The following is a 14,300-nucleotide window of genomic DNA, read 5'->3' as shown; positions in this document are numbered from 1 at the left end:
AACGGGGGGTTTCCCCGCCGGGGGGGGGGGGTACCCACCCCGCGCCCCCGTGGGGGCCCGTCACAAAACACCCCCACACTCCCCCCACGGGGGGGCGGGGATTGCCCGGGCCGCCGCTTCCTTCCACCCCACGTTCAGCACGAAGCCCCGCAGCAACCGTCGACCTTGCCGGGTGACAGCGGTTGCTGCGGGGCCAATCCGATCCCTCTCCAGAGACCAGAGGACTCCAGCATGCCCGGAAACACCACCTCGCCGCAGCCCCGTTGCGAGGCCACCCACCCCGACGACGCCAGCCCCTGCGAGGGCCCGCTCGACGCCGTGACCGTCCTCGACCGACAGGGCTCCGCCGCCGGCGCCTGCGTGCACCACGGCGCCCACCTCTACGCCAGTCTCGTCGACCCCCGGGTCCGCGTCGGCAGCGTCCCCGGCGCGGCCATCGAGGTCTACCACCGCGCCCAGGCCATCCCCGCGTTCGCCTGGCTCAACCGCCGCCAGCTCCCCACCGAGGGGGAGCGGTGAGCGAGTACGCCCCGAACGTGATCGCGTTCCACCCCGAGTCCTCCGAGGTGAGGACCGCCGAGCAGGCCGTCATCGGCGCCGCCCTGCTCGACCCCGCACAGATCCCCGCCCTGGCCGCCCAGCTCGGCGCCCCTGGCGTCTTCTACCGCCCCGCGCACGAGACGATCTGGCGCGCCATCGTCCGCATGGCCGGTGCCGAGCGGCCGGTTGACCCGATGCTGCTGGCCGAAGTCCTGCGCTCCCAGGGTGACTTGACCCGCATCGGCGGGCCCGGCTACCTGCACGCCTGCGTCGAGGCCACTCCCACCTCCGCCAACGGCGAGTACTACGCCGAGATCGTGCGCGTGGCCGCCGAACGGCGCCGCATCAACACCGCCACCAGCCGCCTCGCCCACATGGCCGGGGACGACCAGGCCGACCTGGAGGCGGTCCGCACCGCCGCCCTCGCCGCCTTGGCGGACCTCGCCTCCGGCGAGACCTGGCTCGACCCCGTTCCGCTCGGCTCCCACGGCGCCCTGCCCGTCTTCCCCGTGCACGCGCTCCCGCAGTGGGTCGGCGCGTACGTGGACGCGGTGGCGGAGTTCACCCAGACCCCGCCCGACATGGCCGCCACCATGGCCCTGGCGGCGCTGTCGACGGCCGCCGGCGGGCGGGTGAACGTGGAGATCCGGCCCGGCTGGCGTGAGCAGTCGAACCTCTACCTGGTCTGCGCGATGCCGCCCGCCAGCCGGAAGTCCGACGTGTTCGCGTTCATGACCGCGCCCGTCTACCGGATCGAGGACGAGCTCCGCGCCGAGGCCCGGGCCCGGATCATCGAGGCCGAGACCGCCAAGGAGGCCGCGCTCGCCGAGGTCGAGGCGCTCATGGCCAGGGCCCGCAAGAACCCGGACCTCGACCGCGTCCACCTGGTCGCCGAAATCTCCGGCGCCCGGATGCTGGCGGACGAGATCGTCGTCCCGCCGAGCCCGAGGCTGACCCTGTCCGGGGACATCACCCCGGAGACCGTCACCCACCAGCTCGGCGTCCACCGCTGCCTCGCCGCGCTCTCGCCCGAGGGCGACCTGTTCGACAGCATCGTGGGCCGCTACAGCAGCAAGCCCAACCTCGGCGTGTTCCTCCAGGCGCACAAGGGCGAGCGGCTCCAGGCCGACCGGATCACCCGCGAACAGCCCACCGTCGACAAGCCTGCGCTCACCATCGGCGTGACCCCGCAGCCCGCCGTCCTCCAGGAGTTGGGCGCCGCTCCCGGGGCTCGGGACCGGGGGTTGCTCGCCCGGTTCCTCTACTCCCTCCCGCCGTCCAACCTCGGCTACCGGAAGATCCGTACGACCCCGGTGCCCGAGGCCGTCGCCACCGCCTACGACGTCCGGCTCTCGGCGCTCCTGCGGGCCTTCACCGGCCTCGACGAGCCGGTCATCGTGAAGCTGACCGAGGCCGCCGACCTCGCGGTGGAGAGGCTTCAGGAGAAGTTCGAGGTCCAGCTCCGCCCGGACGAGCCGCTCGCCCACATCAAGGACTGGGCGGGCAAGCTCGTCGGCCACATCGCCCGCATCGCGGTCCTGCTCCACCTCGCCGACCACCTCGCCGGCGACTGGCGCGCGCCCGTCGAGGCCGCCGTCGTGGAGCGCGCGGCCGAGATCGCGGAGTACTACACCGCCCACACCCTCGCCGTGTTCGACCTCATCGCCGCCGACCCCGCCACCGAGGACGCCCACCTGCTCCTCCAGTGGCTCCAGCGGCCGAAGAAGGACGGCACCCACCGCACCCACATCAAGGCCCACGACGCCGTCGCCAGCAGCCGTCGCTTCAAGAAGGTCGCCGACGTCGACCCCGCCCTGCAGCTGCTCGAACAGCACGGCTGGCTCCGCGCCGACCAGCCGCCCACCAGCGGCCAGCGCGGTCGGCCCCAGGCCGTCACGTACCGCGTCCATCCGGCCGCGGGCAGCCCCACGGGCACGGAAACGATCACGTGACCGTCAGGGGAGTCAGGGCAAAGCCCTGACCAGCCACAACGCCGCCGGACGGCCTGTCAGGGAACGTCAGGGCTGTCAGGGATAACCGAGATCCCCTGACAGCCCTGACAACCCCTGACGCTCCGGCAGGCGCCATATCCGCAGGTCAGTGACTTCCCCTGACTTCCCTGACGCTCTCCGCCCTCCGCATCCGCCAGCCAGAGGGCTCCGCGACCTTCACTCACACCCCAGCAGGAGACTTCGCCATGCCCAAGCGCGAACTGCTCAAGCTCCCCGTCGTACTCGCCGAACTCGGCATGTCCCGCGCCGCCTTCTACCGCCTGCGCGCTCGCGGCAAGGCCCCGCGCCTCATCAAGCTCCCCAACGGCCAGGTCCGGATCGACCGGGCCGACCTGAACGCGTGGCTCGACGCCTGCGAGGTCGCCGCCTGATGCCCGCCGTCCCCCAGTTCCCCGGCGCAGGCCCGCGCCGGGCCGCCTGACGAGAGAGGTCCTCATGTCCTACTGCGACGACTGCGCGTCCGAGTACTGCACCGGCCACGAGTGGTGCGAGGAGTGCGCCGAAGAGATCTGCAACGAGTGCGGCGGCTGCCTCTGCCTCGACTCGTACTGCCCCGGTCCCATCGCCCACCGGACCGGCCAGGAGTACTGACGCCTACCCGTGCCGCCCGTACGGCGGTTGCCCGATCCGCCCACCCGCACGGGTGGGTGGTGAGGGGAGCTGGACCGTCCAGCCCACCGGCACGAGGAGACACCACCGGTGTTCACCACCCGCCACACGACCTCCCAGCACATCGGGAGCCGTAACCACCAGGTCGACGCCACCGCCCATCGCGACGACCCCGACACCGGACACCGGGCATGGGTCCTGCTCGACGGCATCGGCGACCGCGTCCACACCGCCGCCTGGGTCCGTACCGCCGCCCCCGCGCTCGCCCAGTTGGCGGCCCGCCTGGGCGACCCCCGCGCCGCGATCCAGCAGATCCGTCCCGTCTTCCACACCGAACGGGCCACCCTGGACTACCCGGCTGACTGGCCGCCGGACGCGGCCGCGATCGTCGCCGTCCTCGACCCCGTCGGCGTCCTGCACCTCGCCTGGGCCGGAGACTGCCGCGCCTACCTCGCCGAGAACGGCCGCGCCCGCCTCCTCACCACCGACCACAACGAGGCCACCCGGCAGCGCCGTGAGGGACGCGAACCCGAGTCCGACGCACACGACCACCTGACGTCGTCGCTGTGCTTCCTCACCGGCGTCGTCGAGGCCGGCGGCGTGCAGTTCTCGCCCTCCGCTCGCCCCCGACGGCTGGTGCTCGCTTCGGACGGCGCCTACCTGCCGCACGAGGACACGGGCGCCCTGCCCCCACCCAGCGCGGACGGCTCACACCGGCACCGCAGCGGGCCCGACCTTCTGGCTCCCGTCCTCGATGGAACCCCCGAAACCGTCGCCCGACGCCTGACCGACCTGACCAGGGCCGACAACGCCACCGCCCTGGTCATCGACCTGCACTACAACGGCTGATCCGGAAAGGCGCCGCATGACCAACGCCTGTGGGGTGGCCGCCTGATGGCCACCTCGTACAAGGTCAAGTTCTGGGACCACCGGCACCGCCCGGACCGCCGGGCGCCCTGGATGGTCCGCTGGACCGTCGCGGGGCGGGAGTTCTCCGAGTCCTTCCTGACCAAGACCGCCGCCGACGGCCGAAAGTCCGAGCTGATCTCAGCCCTCCGCGACGGCCAGCCGTTCGACATCGACCGCGGCCTGCCGCTCTCCGAGCTCCGCAAGGAGAAGCAGATCAGCTGGTACGAGCTCGGTCGGAAATACGTCGAAGCCCGATGGGAGGGCGCCCCGGCGAAGACCCGTACGACGTGGGCCGACGCCCTCGCCACGGTCACCTTCGAGCTGGTGAAGTCGAAGGCCGGGATGCCGGACAAGCGGATCGTCCGCCGGGCGCTCTACAGCTGGGCGTTCAACGTCAACGCGTGGGCGGAGGAGCCGTCGGCGGACTGGGCGAAGGCGCTGGCGTGGGTGCAGAAGCAGTCCGTAGCGGTCTCCGCCTTCGAGGAGCCGCCGATGGTGCGGCGGCTCCTGAACGCCCTGGCGGTGAAGCTCGACGGTAAGAAGGCGGCCCCGTCCGTCATCCTGCGCAAGCGGCGCATCCTCGGTCACCTCTTCGGCTACGCCGTCGAGGAGGGCTACCTGGCCGCTAACCCCCTCCCGACCGTCCAGTGGCAGCCGCCGGAGGCCGAGGAGGAGGTCGACCCCGGCGTGGTGGTCAACGAGGACCAGGCCGCCGCGCTCATCGCGGCGGCCGGCCGTCAGGGGAAACGCGGGGCTCATCTCCGGGCCTTCTTCGCCTGCCTCTACTACGGCTGGCTTCGGCCGGCCGAAGCGGTGTTCCTCACGCTCACGCGCTGCCACCTCCCTGCCGAGGGGTGGGGGTACGTGGTCCTGGACGAGACGCGGCCGCGGGTCGGATCGTCGTGGACGGACGACGGGACGTCGCACGACAAGCGCGGGTTGAAGCACCGGGCGGAGAAGGCGACCCGCCGGGTGCCGATCCCGCCCGAGCTGGTGGTGATCCTGCGGGAGCACGTCGCCGCCTTCGGGGCCGCGCCGGACGGGCGGCTGTTCCGGACGTCCCGGGGCGGGATGGTGCAGGAGAGCGGCTACGGGGTCGTCTGGCAGCGGGCCCGTACGGAGGTGCTGTCGCCGGCCGACTGCGCGACGAAGCTCGGCAAGCGGCCGTACGACCTTCGGCACGCCGGGATCTCGCTCGGGTTGAACTCCGGGGTCGACCCGACGGAGGTCGCCAGGCGGGCGGGGCACAGCGTGGCCGTCATGCTGCGGGTCTACGCGAAGTGCCTGCACGGCACCGTCGAGTACGCGAACGAGCTGATCTCGAAGCGGCTCAACCGCAACCGTCCGGCACCGGATTCTGGTCCGTAGCTGGTCCGGATGCGCTGGTCAGGGGCGAGATTCGGGCGACATGAGGTGAGACAAACCACCCATAACGACCACCCGCCGTAGCCGCCTGTTCGAGCGCAACGAAAGAGCCCCTGATCAGCGTTTCCGCTGATCAGGGGCTCTTTCGTATCCCTGTGGCTGGTGCAGGGTTCGAACCTGCGTAGCTTGCGCGGCAGATTTACAGTCTGCTCCCTTTGGCCGCTCGGGCAACCAGCCAGGGTTGGTGTCTCGCGAGGTGTTCGCCCCGTTCGACTTGGTAAACCATACCCGATGCCGGGGGGTGGTTCGCCACTCGATTGGTCGGGTGGGGATCGGGGGGCGGGGTGCGGTTGTCGCAGGCGGGGGCGGGGTGGCGCTGGATAGGCTGTGGCGGCGGACGTCCGGTGGGGCGGGCCGTGTCAGTGAAGCCAGAGCATCAAGGAGACCAACACCCATGGCCGACTCCAGTTTCGACATCGTCTCGAAGGTCGAGTGGCAGGAGGTCGACAACGCGATCAACCAGACCTCCCGTGAGATCGCCACCCGGTTCGACTTCAAGGGCGTGGGCGGCGAGATCAGCCGGTCGGGCGAGAAGATCGAGATGAAGGCCAACGGCGAGGAGCGCGTCCGAGCCATCCTCGACGTGCTGCAGACCAAGTTCGTCAAGCGCGGCCTGTCGCTGAAGGCTCTGGACGCCGCCGAGCCGCAGCTCTCCGGCAAGGAGTACAAGATCTTCGCGAACATCAAGGAGGGCATCACCACGGAGGATGCCAAGAAGGTCGCGAAGATCATCCGCGACGAGGGCCCGAAGGGCGTCAAGGCGCAGGTGCAGGGTGACGAGCTGCGCGTCAGCTCCAAGAGCCGCGACGACCTCCAGGCCGTGCAGGCGCTGCTCAAGGACAAGGACCTGGACTTCGCCATCCAGTACGTCAACTACCGCTAGTCGAAATCGCCGACCTGCGAAAACGCCAGCTCTTCCGGCAGGGAGGGCACATCGAGGGCACAACACCGAAACGTTGAGCGCCGCCCTCGATCGTGCCCTCCCTGTCCGTCGACGCACTCCGCAAGCGACTCACCGACACGAGTCCGGGACGCCCGCCTCCCTCGGCCTCTCCCAGACCGCCTACGGCAAGCGCAAGGCCTACGGCGGCGAGGATCCGCTCTGGGGCTCGATCCCCCACTAGACCGTCGGCCGGAGAGTACCCATGCGCACCCTGACCACCTGTCCGCCGTACGTCGGCACCCGGCTGAAGCAGTTGCTGGCGACGGCGCTGATGGCCGCGACACTCGGAGCCTGCATGTCCAGCCCCAGTCCCGGAACCGGGAAGAACGACCCGCTGCCCGTCAAGTCCCGTCAGGAGGCGCTCGGCTGGGCGAAGCAGCTCGCCGAGCACCTGGCCCAGGACGCCGGGATCCGGATCAACGACGAGCCCGCCGACCCCGTCTTCTCCTCCTGCACCGGCAAGAACGGCGAGACCGCGCCCGACGACCGGTACATCCTGATCTACGGGGTGCACAGCAACGTTCCCAACGCCCAGCACGACGACGTCGTCCGCAAGGTGCGCGACCGGCTCACGGGCGAGGGCCTCAAGATCACCGAGTACCAGGAGTCCCGAGGGGCCGCGCCGGACTCCACCGTCAGCGCACGCCATCCCGACAGCCGGTACGTCGTCGACGTCGCCAGTACGGCGGGCGACGACCGCATGGTCCTGAGCGTCACCACCCCGTGTCTGATGCCCCCGTCCGCATCGTCCGCCCCCTCGCCCTGACCGGACCGTCGACGGCGGCCCCGTTCCCCGGTGATCCGGGGAACGGGGCCGTCGGCGTTGCGGGGGGGGGAGCGGCGGTCAGGGGGTGGGGAGTTGGGGGAGGGCGGGGAGTTGGCCGAGGAGTCCTTGCAGGGTGGACTGCAGGGTGGCGAGGAGTTGCTGGACGACGCCGAGGTCGGGGACCGCGGAGGTGACCGACGAGAGCAGGCCCGTGATCGTCTTGACGATGTCGCCGAGGGCCGGGAGGGCCGGGAGAGAGGGGACGGCCGGCGTTGAGGGGACGGCCGGGAGGGAGGGCGTCGCGGGGAGGGACGGGAGCGAGATGGACGGGAGCGCGACGGAGGGGAGGGACGGGAGCGGCGGGACGGCCGGGGCGGTGACGGTGGTACGGGCGGCGGCCGCGGCTTCGCTGCCGGCGGCGGTGGTGGCGGACGCCGTGGCGACCGGGGTCAGCACGAGGGCTGCCGTCAGTACGACGGCCATCCGGGTGGCACGCATGGGGTACTGCTTTCTCTCACTGTGTTTCAGGCGGATTCGCCTGATTCACACCGTGGGGCAGCCGTCCGGGCGCAGCCACCGCACGTACTCCGAACGGTGTCAGCGGACGCCGGCGGAGGTGAACTCGTCCTCGTGGCCCGGCTCGACGCGGGCGCCGAGCAGGCGCAGGGCCCGGGAGACGGTGGAGTCGCCGGGGACGAGGCGGCCGTCGGACCAGACGGCGGCACGCCGGGTGGCGCCGAGGTGCTCGGCCTCGACGCAGGCGATCGGGCCCGCCTTGGACCAGGCGGCGAGGCGCAGTTCGAAGCCGTCCGCGAGCCGGCCGGTACCGGGGCCGTGGAGGGCGGCGAGGACGGCGGGGGTCAGCGGGATCAGCGCCAGGCCCTGGGCCAACGGGACCACCCGGGCGGCCGGGACCTCCGCCGCCGCCACCGTGAGCAGCTCCAACGTTCCCATCAGTGCCTGGAGTTCGTAGGACATGCCGGACATCGTCGCCCACGGCACCGACAGCCGCGCCGGGGTTTACGATTCCGTGCCCGGCCGGAGACCGTAGAGCAGGGCGAAGGCGGTGACCTCGATCGCGTCCTCGGCCTCGCTCGGGCCTTCGCGCGTCAACTCGTCGAAGATGTCGCCGAGTTGGTCGCGCAGTCGGCGCAGCCGCTCGGGGGTGAGCCGCAGCGAGACGTCGGCGAAGATGGCGGGTGAGCTGTCCGAGCCGTCGCGGGGGCGGCTGAAGTCGACCCGCCCTTCGGCGACCCGGGCGCGGAACTCCTCGCGGACGCGGTCCATGCCGGCGAGCATCGCGCCGTACGCCTCGTCGCGGACGGGCGAGTCCTCGCTGAACACCTCGGAGGCGAGGCGGATCGAGCGCTGGGCGAGGCTGTAGCGGCTCTCGACGATGCCGGAGACGAGGCGGGTGCCGGCCACCAGGATCAGCTCGGCCTTCTCCAGCTGCTTGATGTGCCGGTAGAGCTTGGTCTGGGGCTCGCCGAGGGCGACGGCCAGTTCCTTGGCGGTCAGCGGGCCGCCGTCGGCGCGGCGCAGGGCGTCGAGGATGGCCAGGCGCAGGGGGTCGGCCAGCGCCTTGAGCACGGCGACGTCGGTCACGTCGCGCTGCTCGACCCAGCCGCCAGGCTGTTCGCCCGTCTCGTCTGCTTCACGTTCGTCCTCGGCCACGGGCCAACCCTCGCAGATCGGACACGCCGATCGCAATCACGCCCCGGTGAGCAATCACATCGAAGTAAGCGCTCACTCTTGCGCGATCGATCACAGAGACGTCATCATTCATCGAAGCGTGAACGTTTCAAACAAGCGCCAACGCGACCGGGCGACGCGACCAACGGGGTGGACCATGAACGAGCACATGACGGCGGAGCGGGAAAGAGAACAGCGGCAGGAGCAGCCCGTGCCGCTGCGGCGCAACCTGCGGTTCCAGGCCCTCTGGATCGGCCAGGCGTCCGGCACCCTCGGCATGATGGTCGGCGAGACCGCCTTCCCCCTGCTGGTCCTCGCGCTCACCGACTCCCCCAGCGCCGCCGGGGCCTTCGGCGCCGTGCAGATGACCGTCGCCCTGCTGCTGGGCGTCCACGGCGGCGTGATCGCCGACCGGCGGGACCGCCGTACGGTGCTGATCGTCACCGACGCCGCCCGGCTGACGGCCCTCGCCAGTGTCCCCGTGGCCGTGTGGCTCGACCGGCTGACGCTCGTCCACCTGCTGCTGGTCGCCGCCGCCGTCGGCGCGACCGTCGCCTACGGCGGGCCGATCCGGCTACTGGCGCTGCGCTCGGTGGTGCCGCCGGAGCAGATGCGCCAGGCGCTGGCCCAGGACGAGGCCCGGATGAGCGGGGCCGCGCTGGCCGGGCCGCCGCTGGCCGGGTTCCTGTTCGGGCTCGGCCACGCGGTGCCCTTCCTCGGCGCGGCGCTCACCACCGGTCTCTCCCTCACCTCCGCCGTGGTGGTCCGCTTCCCGAGCCCGCCCGCCCAGGAGGCGAAGGGCGGAGACGGCGCCCTGGCCGGGTTCCGCGTCATCGCGGCCTCCCCGCTGCTGCGGGCGGCCCTGGGCGTCCTGTTCCTGATCAACCTGTGCGGGGTCGCGCTGCTGCTGCCCGTCATCGTGATGCTGCGCGAGCAGGGCACCGGCAGCGCCGGGATCGGTCTGACGCTGGCCGGCGAGGCGGTCGGGGCGCTCGCCGGGACGACCCTGGTCGCCCGGCTGCACCGGGCGGCCGGTCCGGGCGTGCTGCTGACGGTGGTGGCGTGGGTGTCGGCCCTGGCCTCGCTGGCGCCGCTGCTGCCGGGCGGGGCGTTCACCGTCTTCGCCGCGCTGTTCGTGGTCGGCGCGGCCACCCCGGCGCTGCGGGTGATGCTCGACCTGCTGGTCTTCCGCCAGGTGCCGGACGAGCTGCGCGGCCGGGTGATCGCCGCGACCGTGGCCCTGCTGACCGCCGGCATGCCGGCCGGATCCTTCGTCAGCGGCCTGCTGCTCGACCGCTTCTCCCCCGCCGCCACCCTGGTCGCGGTCACCGCCCTGTTCGCCGTCGCCCTGCTCCCCGCGACGTTCAGCCGCACCCTGCGCCGCGCCACCTGGCCCGCCGCCGACCCGGCCGCCGACTCGGCCACCGACCCGGCTACCGATTCCGCGAGCACGGAGCACTGAATCAGCGCTGCGACGCCGCACGCCTGTGATGGAGTGCCGGAGAGGACCCACGCGCGCCACGACCGAGGAGGAAGACCAGTGCCCCGCCCCTTCACCACCGAGGACTACACCGCCCGGCTGGCCCGGGCCACCGCCGAGGCGACCGCCGCCGGGCTGGCCGGGCTCGTCATCGCCCCCGGCCCGGACCTCGCCTACCTCTGCGGCTACACCCCGACCGCCATCACCGAGCGCCTCACCGCCCTCGTCCTGACCACCGGACGCGAGCCCGCCCTGGTCGTCCCCAAGCTGGAGCGCCCGGACGCCGAGAAGGCGGCCGGCGTCCCGGCCCTGCGCCTGCTCGACTGGACGGACGGCGAGGACCAGTACGCCGCCGTCACCCCGCTGCTCGACCCGGCCGGGCGCTACGGCGTCTCGGACAACGCCTGGGCGATGCACCTGCTCGGCCTCCAGGCCGCGCTGCCCGGCGTCGGCTTCACCTCCCTCACCGAGACCCTGCCGATGCTGCGCGCCGTCAAGGACGCCGAGGAGCTGGCGCGCCTGGCCGCCGCCGGGGGCGCCGCCGACGCCGCGTACCGGCGCATCCTGGAGGTCGGGTTCGCCGGCCGCCGGGAGACGGACGTGGCCGCCGACCTGGGCGCGCTGCTCATCCAGTACGGGCACAGCCAGGTCGACTTCACCGTGGTCGGCTCCGGCCCCAACGGCGCCGACCCGCACCACGAGGCCGACGAGCGGGTCATCCTGCCGGGCGACACCGTGGTGCTGGACTTCGGCGGCCTCAAGGACGGCTACGGCTCCGACACCACCCGTACGGTCCACGTCGGCCCGGACGTCCCCGCCGAGGTGCAGCGGGTGCACGACGTCGTCCGCCTCGCCCAACAGACCGCCTTCGAGGCCGTCCGCCCCGGCATCAGCTGCCAGGAGATCGACCGGATCGCCCGCCGGGTGATCACCGAGGCCGGCTACGGCGAGTACTTCATCCACCGCACCGGCCACGGCATCGGGCTGACCACCCACGAGCCGCCGTACCTGGTCGAGGGCGAGGAGCGCCCGCTCGTCCCCGGCATGTGCTTCTCGATCGAGCCCGGGATCTACCTGCCCGGCCGCTTCGGCGTGCGGATCGAGGACATCGTCACCGTCACCCCCACCGGCGGGCGCCGCCTCAACAACACCCCGCACGAACTGGCCGTCGTCTCCTGACAGTTGGGCCCACCCCGAAGCCACCCCCGAGCCACCCCCGAGCCGCCCCCGAAGCCGGCAGCCGGAGCCACCCCCGAGCCGGCAGCCGATTGCGACCGATTCGGGACGTTCGCCCGGGGTCCATCCGGGGGTTTCTTACCTACCGGTCATGTTTCACCCAGAGTGCTCCAAGTTTGCGTTGCTAGTTTCCCTGAGCATGACCAAGCTGCTCAGCCCGGCCCCGCCGCCCCCGGTGCGGGCCGGGCGACCGCAACCGTTGACCCCGTCCCGGCGGCCCCGCACCGGGGCGGCGAGACTGCGGCTGCTGGCCTGGCCGGTCTACCTGGCCGCCCTGCTCTGGTTCATCGGCCGCCAGGGCCTGCCCTCCGCCAACGACGTGCTGTTCCTCTGGCTGATCGGCGCCCTGCTCACCGGCGCCGTGCACAGCGGCCACGGCGCCCGGGGCTTCCTGCTGGTGCTGCGCGACTGGGTGCCGGTGATGGCCGTCGTCTGGGCGTACTCGCTGCTGCGCGGCTACGGCGCCCACACCCCGTGGGCCCCGCACTGGCTGCCGCAGCTGCGCGCCGACGAATGGCTCGGCTTCGGGCAGACGTGGACGGTACGGCTGCAGCAGGCGCTCTGGACCCCGGGCTCGCCGCACTGGTACGACTACGCGGCCGTCGCCGTCTACCTCTCGCACTTCTTCGTGGTCTTCGTCCTGCTCGCCGTGCTGTGGCGCCGCGCCCACCACCGCTTCCGCCAACTCCTCGCCTGCTACCTGACGTTGACCTTCGCCGGCTTCGCCACCTACCTGCTCTACCCGGCCGACCCGCCGTGGCTGGTCGCCCAGGAGGGCCACCTGCCCCACCTCACCCGGGTGGTGTGGGAGGTCATCTCCGTCAGCGGGCTGCCGCAGGCCGACTCCCTGTTGGAGAACGGCAGCCAGTTCGCCAACGACGTCGCCGCGATGCCCTCCCTGCACTCCGCCTACCCGGCGATGCTGCTGTTCTTCTTCTGGCCGACCGCGAGCCGCCGGCTGCGGGCCCTGCTGGTCGCCTATCCGCTCGCGATGACCTTCACCCTGGTGTACGGCGCCGAGCACTTCATCGTGGACGTCCTCGTCGGCTGGGCGTACGCGGCCGTGGTCGTGTTCGGCCTGCGGCGGCTGAGCCGACGGCGCAGCACCCGCAGCACCCTCAGCACGCGACGGCAGGCCGCGACGGCAGACTTGGCCGGGTGAAACCGACTCCCGAGCAGTTGCGCGCCGCCCAGGACACCACCATCGCGGACGTCACCGGCCCGAACCTGAAGGTCCTCTTCTGCGGCATCAACCCGGGCCTGTGGTCCGGCGCCACCGGCCACCACTTCGCCCGCCCCGGCAACCGCTTCTGGCCCGCCCTGTACCGCTCCGGCTTCACCCCGCGCCTCTTCCTCCCGGAGGAGCAGGGCGAGCTGCCCGCCCTGGGCCTCGGCATCACCAACGTCGCCCCGCGCACCACCGCCAAGGCGGACGAGCTCACCGCCGAGGAGCTGCGCGAGGGCGGCACCGCGCTCACCGAGCGGGTGCTGCGGCTGCGCCCGCGCGTCCTGGCCGTGCTCGGCATCGGCGCCTACCGGACGGCCTTCGGCCGGCGGAAGGCCGCGATCGGACGCCAGCCGGAGGGCGTCGGCGACACCGAGGTGTGGGTGCTGCCCAACCCGAGCGGGCTGAACGCCCACTACACACTGGACGCGCTGGCCGAGGAGTTCCGCGCGCTCAGGGAGGCCATCGACTCGAGCGGCTCCAACACCCCCAGCTCCAACACCCCCAGCTCCAGCACCCCCAGCTCCAACACCCCCAGCTCCAGCGCCGCCAGCCGCGCCGGGTCGGCGACCACCTCGTAGCCGGCCACCCGGCCGTCCGCGACCGCCATCCGCAGCGCCAGCCGCAGCCGCCCGTCCGGGGCGATCAGCAGCCCGGGCAGGCCGTCCACCAGCGCCACCGCGCCGTACCGGGCCCGGCGGCCGAAGACCGTCGTCTCCTGGGCGACGGTCCGCGCGCCGCGCACCTCCAGGGCCCGGCCGGGTGCCAGGGCGGCCGGGTCGGCCCGGCGCACCACGTCCGGTGCCAGGACGGCCAGCAGCTCGTCGAGGTCCCCGCCCCGGGCGGCCGCGAGGAACGCCTCCACCACCCGCCGGTGCCCGGCCAGCGGCCCGGGCGGCAGGGCCGCGGTGCCCCGCACCCGCTGCCGGGCGCGGCTGGCCAGCTTCTTGGCGGCCACCGGGGTGCGGCCGACGATCGGCGCGATCTGCTCGAAGGGCACCGCGAAGCCGTCGTGCAGCACGAAGGCGACCCGCTCGGCCGGGCCCAGCCGGTCCAGCACGACCAGCAGCGCCCGGCCGACCGACTCGACCAGCAGGGCCTCCTGCTCGGGATCGTCCCCCTCGCCGGTGGGCAGCGGCTCGTCGGTGGGCTCCTCCCGGCGGGCGGCGCGGGCGCGCAGCGCGTCCAGGCAGATCCGGGAGACGACCGTGGTCAGCCACCCGGGCAGGTTCCCGATCTCCGCCGCGTCCGTCCGCACCAGCCGCAGCCACGCCTCCTGCACGGCGTCCTCGGCCTCGCCGGTGGAGCCGAGCATGCGCCGGGCGATCGCCCGCAGCCGTCCGCGCTCGGCCTCGAACCGCGCCGCCGTAGCCTCCTCAGGCTCCTCGGTCTCGCCGCCTGCCGGATATCCGTTCATCGGTCACCTTTCCTCGGGCCGGCCCGTCACCACCATGACGTTCCGC

Annotated in this window: 15 protein-coding genes, 1 tRNA gene and 1 pseudogene; 12 read left to right on the top strand and 5 right to left on the bottom strand. The window is 72.6% G+C overall.

The genetic code is table 11. The features are described from left to right. Positions 1-231 precede the first annotated feature (231 nt). From ACIBCA_RS11490 to ACIBCA_RS11465, 6 genes are all read left to right on the top strand, one after another. Positions 232-519 carry a hypothetical protein gene (locus tag ACIBCA_RS11490; RefSeq protein ID WP_396282656.1) on the top strand — a complete coding sequence of 96 codons (288 nt, stop codon included), beginning with the start codon at positions 232-234 and terminating at the stop codon, positions 517-519. Then, a complete protein-coding gene (locus tag ACIBCA_RS11485) occupies positions 516-2,492 on the top strand; it encodes a DUF3987 domain-containing protein (protein WP_396282655.1) in 1,977 nt (658 codons plus the stop codon). Before ACIBCA_RS11490 ends, ACIBCA_RS11485 begins: the two co-directional genes overlap by 4 nt. Positions 2,493-2,737: 245 nt before the next feature. Further along, on the top strand, positions 2,738-2,923 hold the full coding sequence (locus ACIBCA_RS11480; RefSeq protein ID WP_363579998.1) for a helix-turn-helix domain-containing protein: 186 nt from the start codon (positions 2,738-2,740) through the stop codon (positions 2,921-2,923). Positions 2,924-2,987: 64 nt separating this feature from the next. Then, positions 2,988-3,143, top strand: coding sequence for a hypothetical protein (locus ACIBCA_RS11475; RefSeq protein WP_396282654.1), 156 nt, complete (start codon positions 2,988-2,990; stop codon positions 3,141-3,143). 108 nt (positions 3,144-3,251) lie between these two features. Then, on the top strand, positions 3,252-4,010 hold the full coding sequence (locus ACIBCA_RS11470) for a hypothetical protein (protein WP_396282653.1): 759 nt from the start codon (positions 3,252-3,254) through the stop codon (positions 4,008-4,010). A gap of 45 nt (positions 4,011-4,055) precedes the next feature. Then, positions 4,056-5,438, top strand: a complete 1,383-nt coding sequence (locus ACIBCA_RS11465) for a tyrosine-type recombinase/integrase (RefSeq protein ID WP_396282652.1) — start codon at positions 4,056-4,058, stop codon at positions 5,436-5,438. 153 nt (positions 5,439-5,591) lie between these two features. Here ACIBCA_RS11465 and ACIBCA_RS11460 read toward each other — a convergent pair. Beyond that, a tRNA-Tyr gene (locus ACIBCA_RS11460) sits at positions 5,592-5,672 on the bottom strand. Positions 5,673-5,889: 217 nt separating this feature from the next. On the opposite strand from ACIBCA_RS11460, the gene ACIBCA_RS11455 reads away from it, so the two are divergent. Together ACIBCA_RS11455 and ACIBCA_RS11450 are read left to right on the top strand one after the other, a co-directional pair. Continuing rightward, entirely contained in the window at positions 5,890-6,378 is a 489-nt protein-coding gene (locus ACIBCA_RS11455; protein WP_031063219.1) for a YajQ family cyclic di-GMP-binding protein, read from the top strand. 262 nt (positions 6,379-6,640) lie between these two features. After that, positions 6,641-7,204 carry a hypothetical protein gene (locus tag ACIBCA_RS11450; protein ID WP_396282651.1) on the top strand — a complete coding sequence of 188 codons (564 nt, stop codon included), beginning with the start codon at positions 6,641-6,643 and terminating at the stop codon, positions 7,202-7,204. Between the two features lie 78 nt (positions 7,205-7,282). Here ACIBCA_RS11450 and ACIBCA_RS11445 read toward each other — a convergent pair whose 3' ends face one another. From ACIBCA_RS11445 to ACIBCA_RS11435, 3 genes are all read right to left on the bottom strand, one after another. Beyond that, a complete protein-coding gene (locus ACIBCA_RS11445) occupies positions 7,283-7,702 on the bottom strand; it encodes a hypothetical protein (protein ID WP_396282650.1) in 420 nt (139 codons plus the stop codon). A 99-nt stretch (positions 7,703-7,801) separates the two neighbouring features. Further along, positions 7,802-8,182 (bottom strand): hypothetical protein, encoded by a 381-nt coding sequence (locus ACIBCA_RS11440; RefSeq protein WP_396282649.1) that lies wholly within the window; start codon positions 8,180-8,182, stop codon positions 7,802-7,804. A 42-nt stretch (positions 8,183-8,224) separates the two neighbouring features. Beyond that, a complete protein-coding gene (locus tag ACIBCA_RS11435; RefSeq protein WP_396282648.1) occupies positions 8,225-8,878 on the bottom strand; it encodes an ArsR/SmtB family transcription factor in 654 nt (217 codons plus the stop codon). A gap of 175 nt (positions 8,879-9,053) precedes the next feature. Between ACIBCA_RS11435 and ACIBCA_RS11430 the strand changes: the two genes are divergently transcribed. The 4 genes from ACIBCA_RS11430 to mug all read left to right on the top strand — a co-directional run bounded on the left by ACIBCA_RS11430 (position 9,054) and on the right by mug (position 13,418). Continuing rightward, positions 9,054-10,358 (top strand): MFS transporter, encoded by a 1,305-nt coding sequence (locus ACIBCA_RS11430; RefSeq protein WP_396282647.1) that lies wholly within the window; start codon positions 9,054-9,056, stop codon positions 10,356-10,358. A 78-nt stretch (positions 10,359-10,436) separates the two neighbouring features. Continuing rightward, entirely contained in the window at positions 10,437-11,555 is a 1,119-nt protein-coding gene (locus tag ACIBCA_RS11425; RefSeq protein WP_396282646.1) for an aminopeptidase P family protein, read from the top strand. 196 nt (positions 11,556-11,751) lie between these two features. Continuing rightward, the gene (locus tag ACIBCA_RS11420; protein WP_396282645.1) at positions 11,752-12,774 is read left to right on the top strand and encodes a phosphatase PAP2 family protein; all 1,023 of its coding nucleotides are present in this window, start codon (positions 11,752-11,754) and stop codon (positions 12,772-12,774) included. Next, positions 12,771-13,418 (top strand): G/U mismatch-specific DNA glycosylase, encoded by a 648-nt coding sequence (gene mug / locus ACIBCA_RS11415; protein WP_396282644.1) that lies wholly within the window; start codon positions 12,771-12,773, stop codon positions 13,416-13,418. The genes ACIBCA_RS11420 and mug overlap by 4 nt, the downstream gene beginning before the upstream one ends. On the opposite strand, the pseudogene ACIBCA_RS11410 reads toward mug, so the two are convergent. Next, positions 13,361-14,254: pseudogene (locus tag ACIBCA_RS11410) on the bottom strand (sigma-70 family RNA polymerase sigma factor); the annotation flags it as partial. The gene mug and the pseudogene ACIBCA_RS11410 sit on opposite strands and share 58 nt — an antisense overlap. Positions 14,255-14,300 lie beyond the last annotated feature (46 nt).

It is taken from the genome of Kitasatospora sp. NPDC051170, from assembly GCF_044455705.1.
Taxonomy (GTDB): Bacteria; Actinomycetota; Actinomycetes; order Streptomycetales; family Streptomycetaceae; genus Kitasatospora.
Note: the sequence above shows the minus strand (reverse complement) of the source record. Positions and strands in the feature narration are given on the sequence as shown.

Coding starts and splice junctions, on each gene's coding strand:
- ACIBCA_RS11490 (WP_396282656.1), top strand. CDS start 232: ATGCCCGGAAACACCACCTCGCCGCAGCCCCGTTGCGAGGCCACCCAC.
- ACIBCA_RS11480 (WP_363579998.1), top strand. CDS start 2,738: ATGCCCAAGCGCGAACTGCTCAAGCTCCCCGTCGTACTCGCCGAACTC.
- ACIBCA_RS11475 (WP_396282654.1), top strand. CDS start 2,988: ATGTCCTACTGCGACGACTGCGCGTCCGAGTACTGCACCGGCCACGAG.
- ACIBCA_RS11465 (WP_396282652.1), top strand. CDS start 4,056: ATGGCCACCTCGTACAAGGTCAAGTTCTGGGACCACCGGCACCGCCCG.
- ACIBCA_RS11455 (WP_031063219.1), top strand. CDS start 5,890: ATGGCCGACTCCAGTTTCGACATCGTCTCGAAGGTCGAGTGGCAGGAG.
- ACIBCA_RS11450 (WP_396282651.1), top strand. CDS start 6,641: ATGCGCACCCTGACCACCTGTCCGCCGTACGTCGGCACCCGGCTGAAG.
- ACIBCA_RS11445 (WP_396282650.1), bottom strand. CDS start 7,702: ATGCGTGCCACCCGGATGGCCGTCGTACTGACGGCAGCCCTCGTGCTG.
- ACIBCA_RS11440 (WP_396282649.1), bottom strand. CDS start 8,182: ATGTCCTACGAACTCCAGGCACTGATGGGAACGTTGGAGCTGCTCACG.
- ACIBCA_RS11430 (WP_396282647.1), top strand. CDS start 9,054: ATGAACGAGCACATGACGGCGGAGCGGGAAAGAGAACAGCGGCAGGAG.
- ACIBCA_RS11420 (WP_396282645.1), top strand. CDS start 11,752: ATGACCAAGCTGCTCAGCCCGGCCCCGCCGCCCCCGGTGCGGGCCGGG.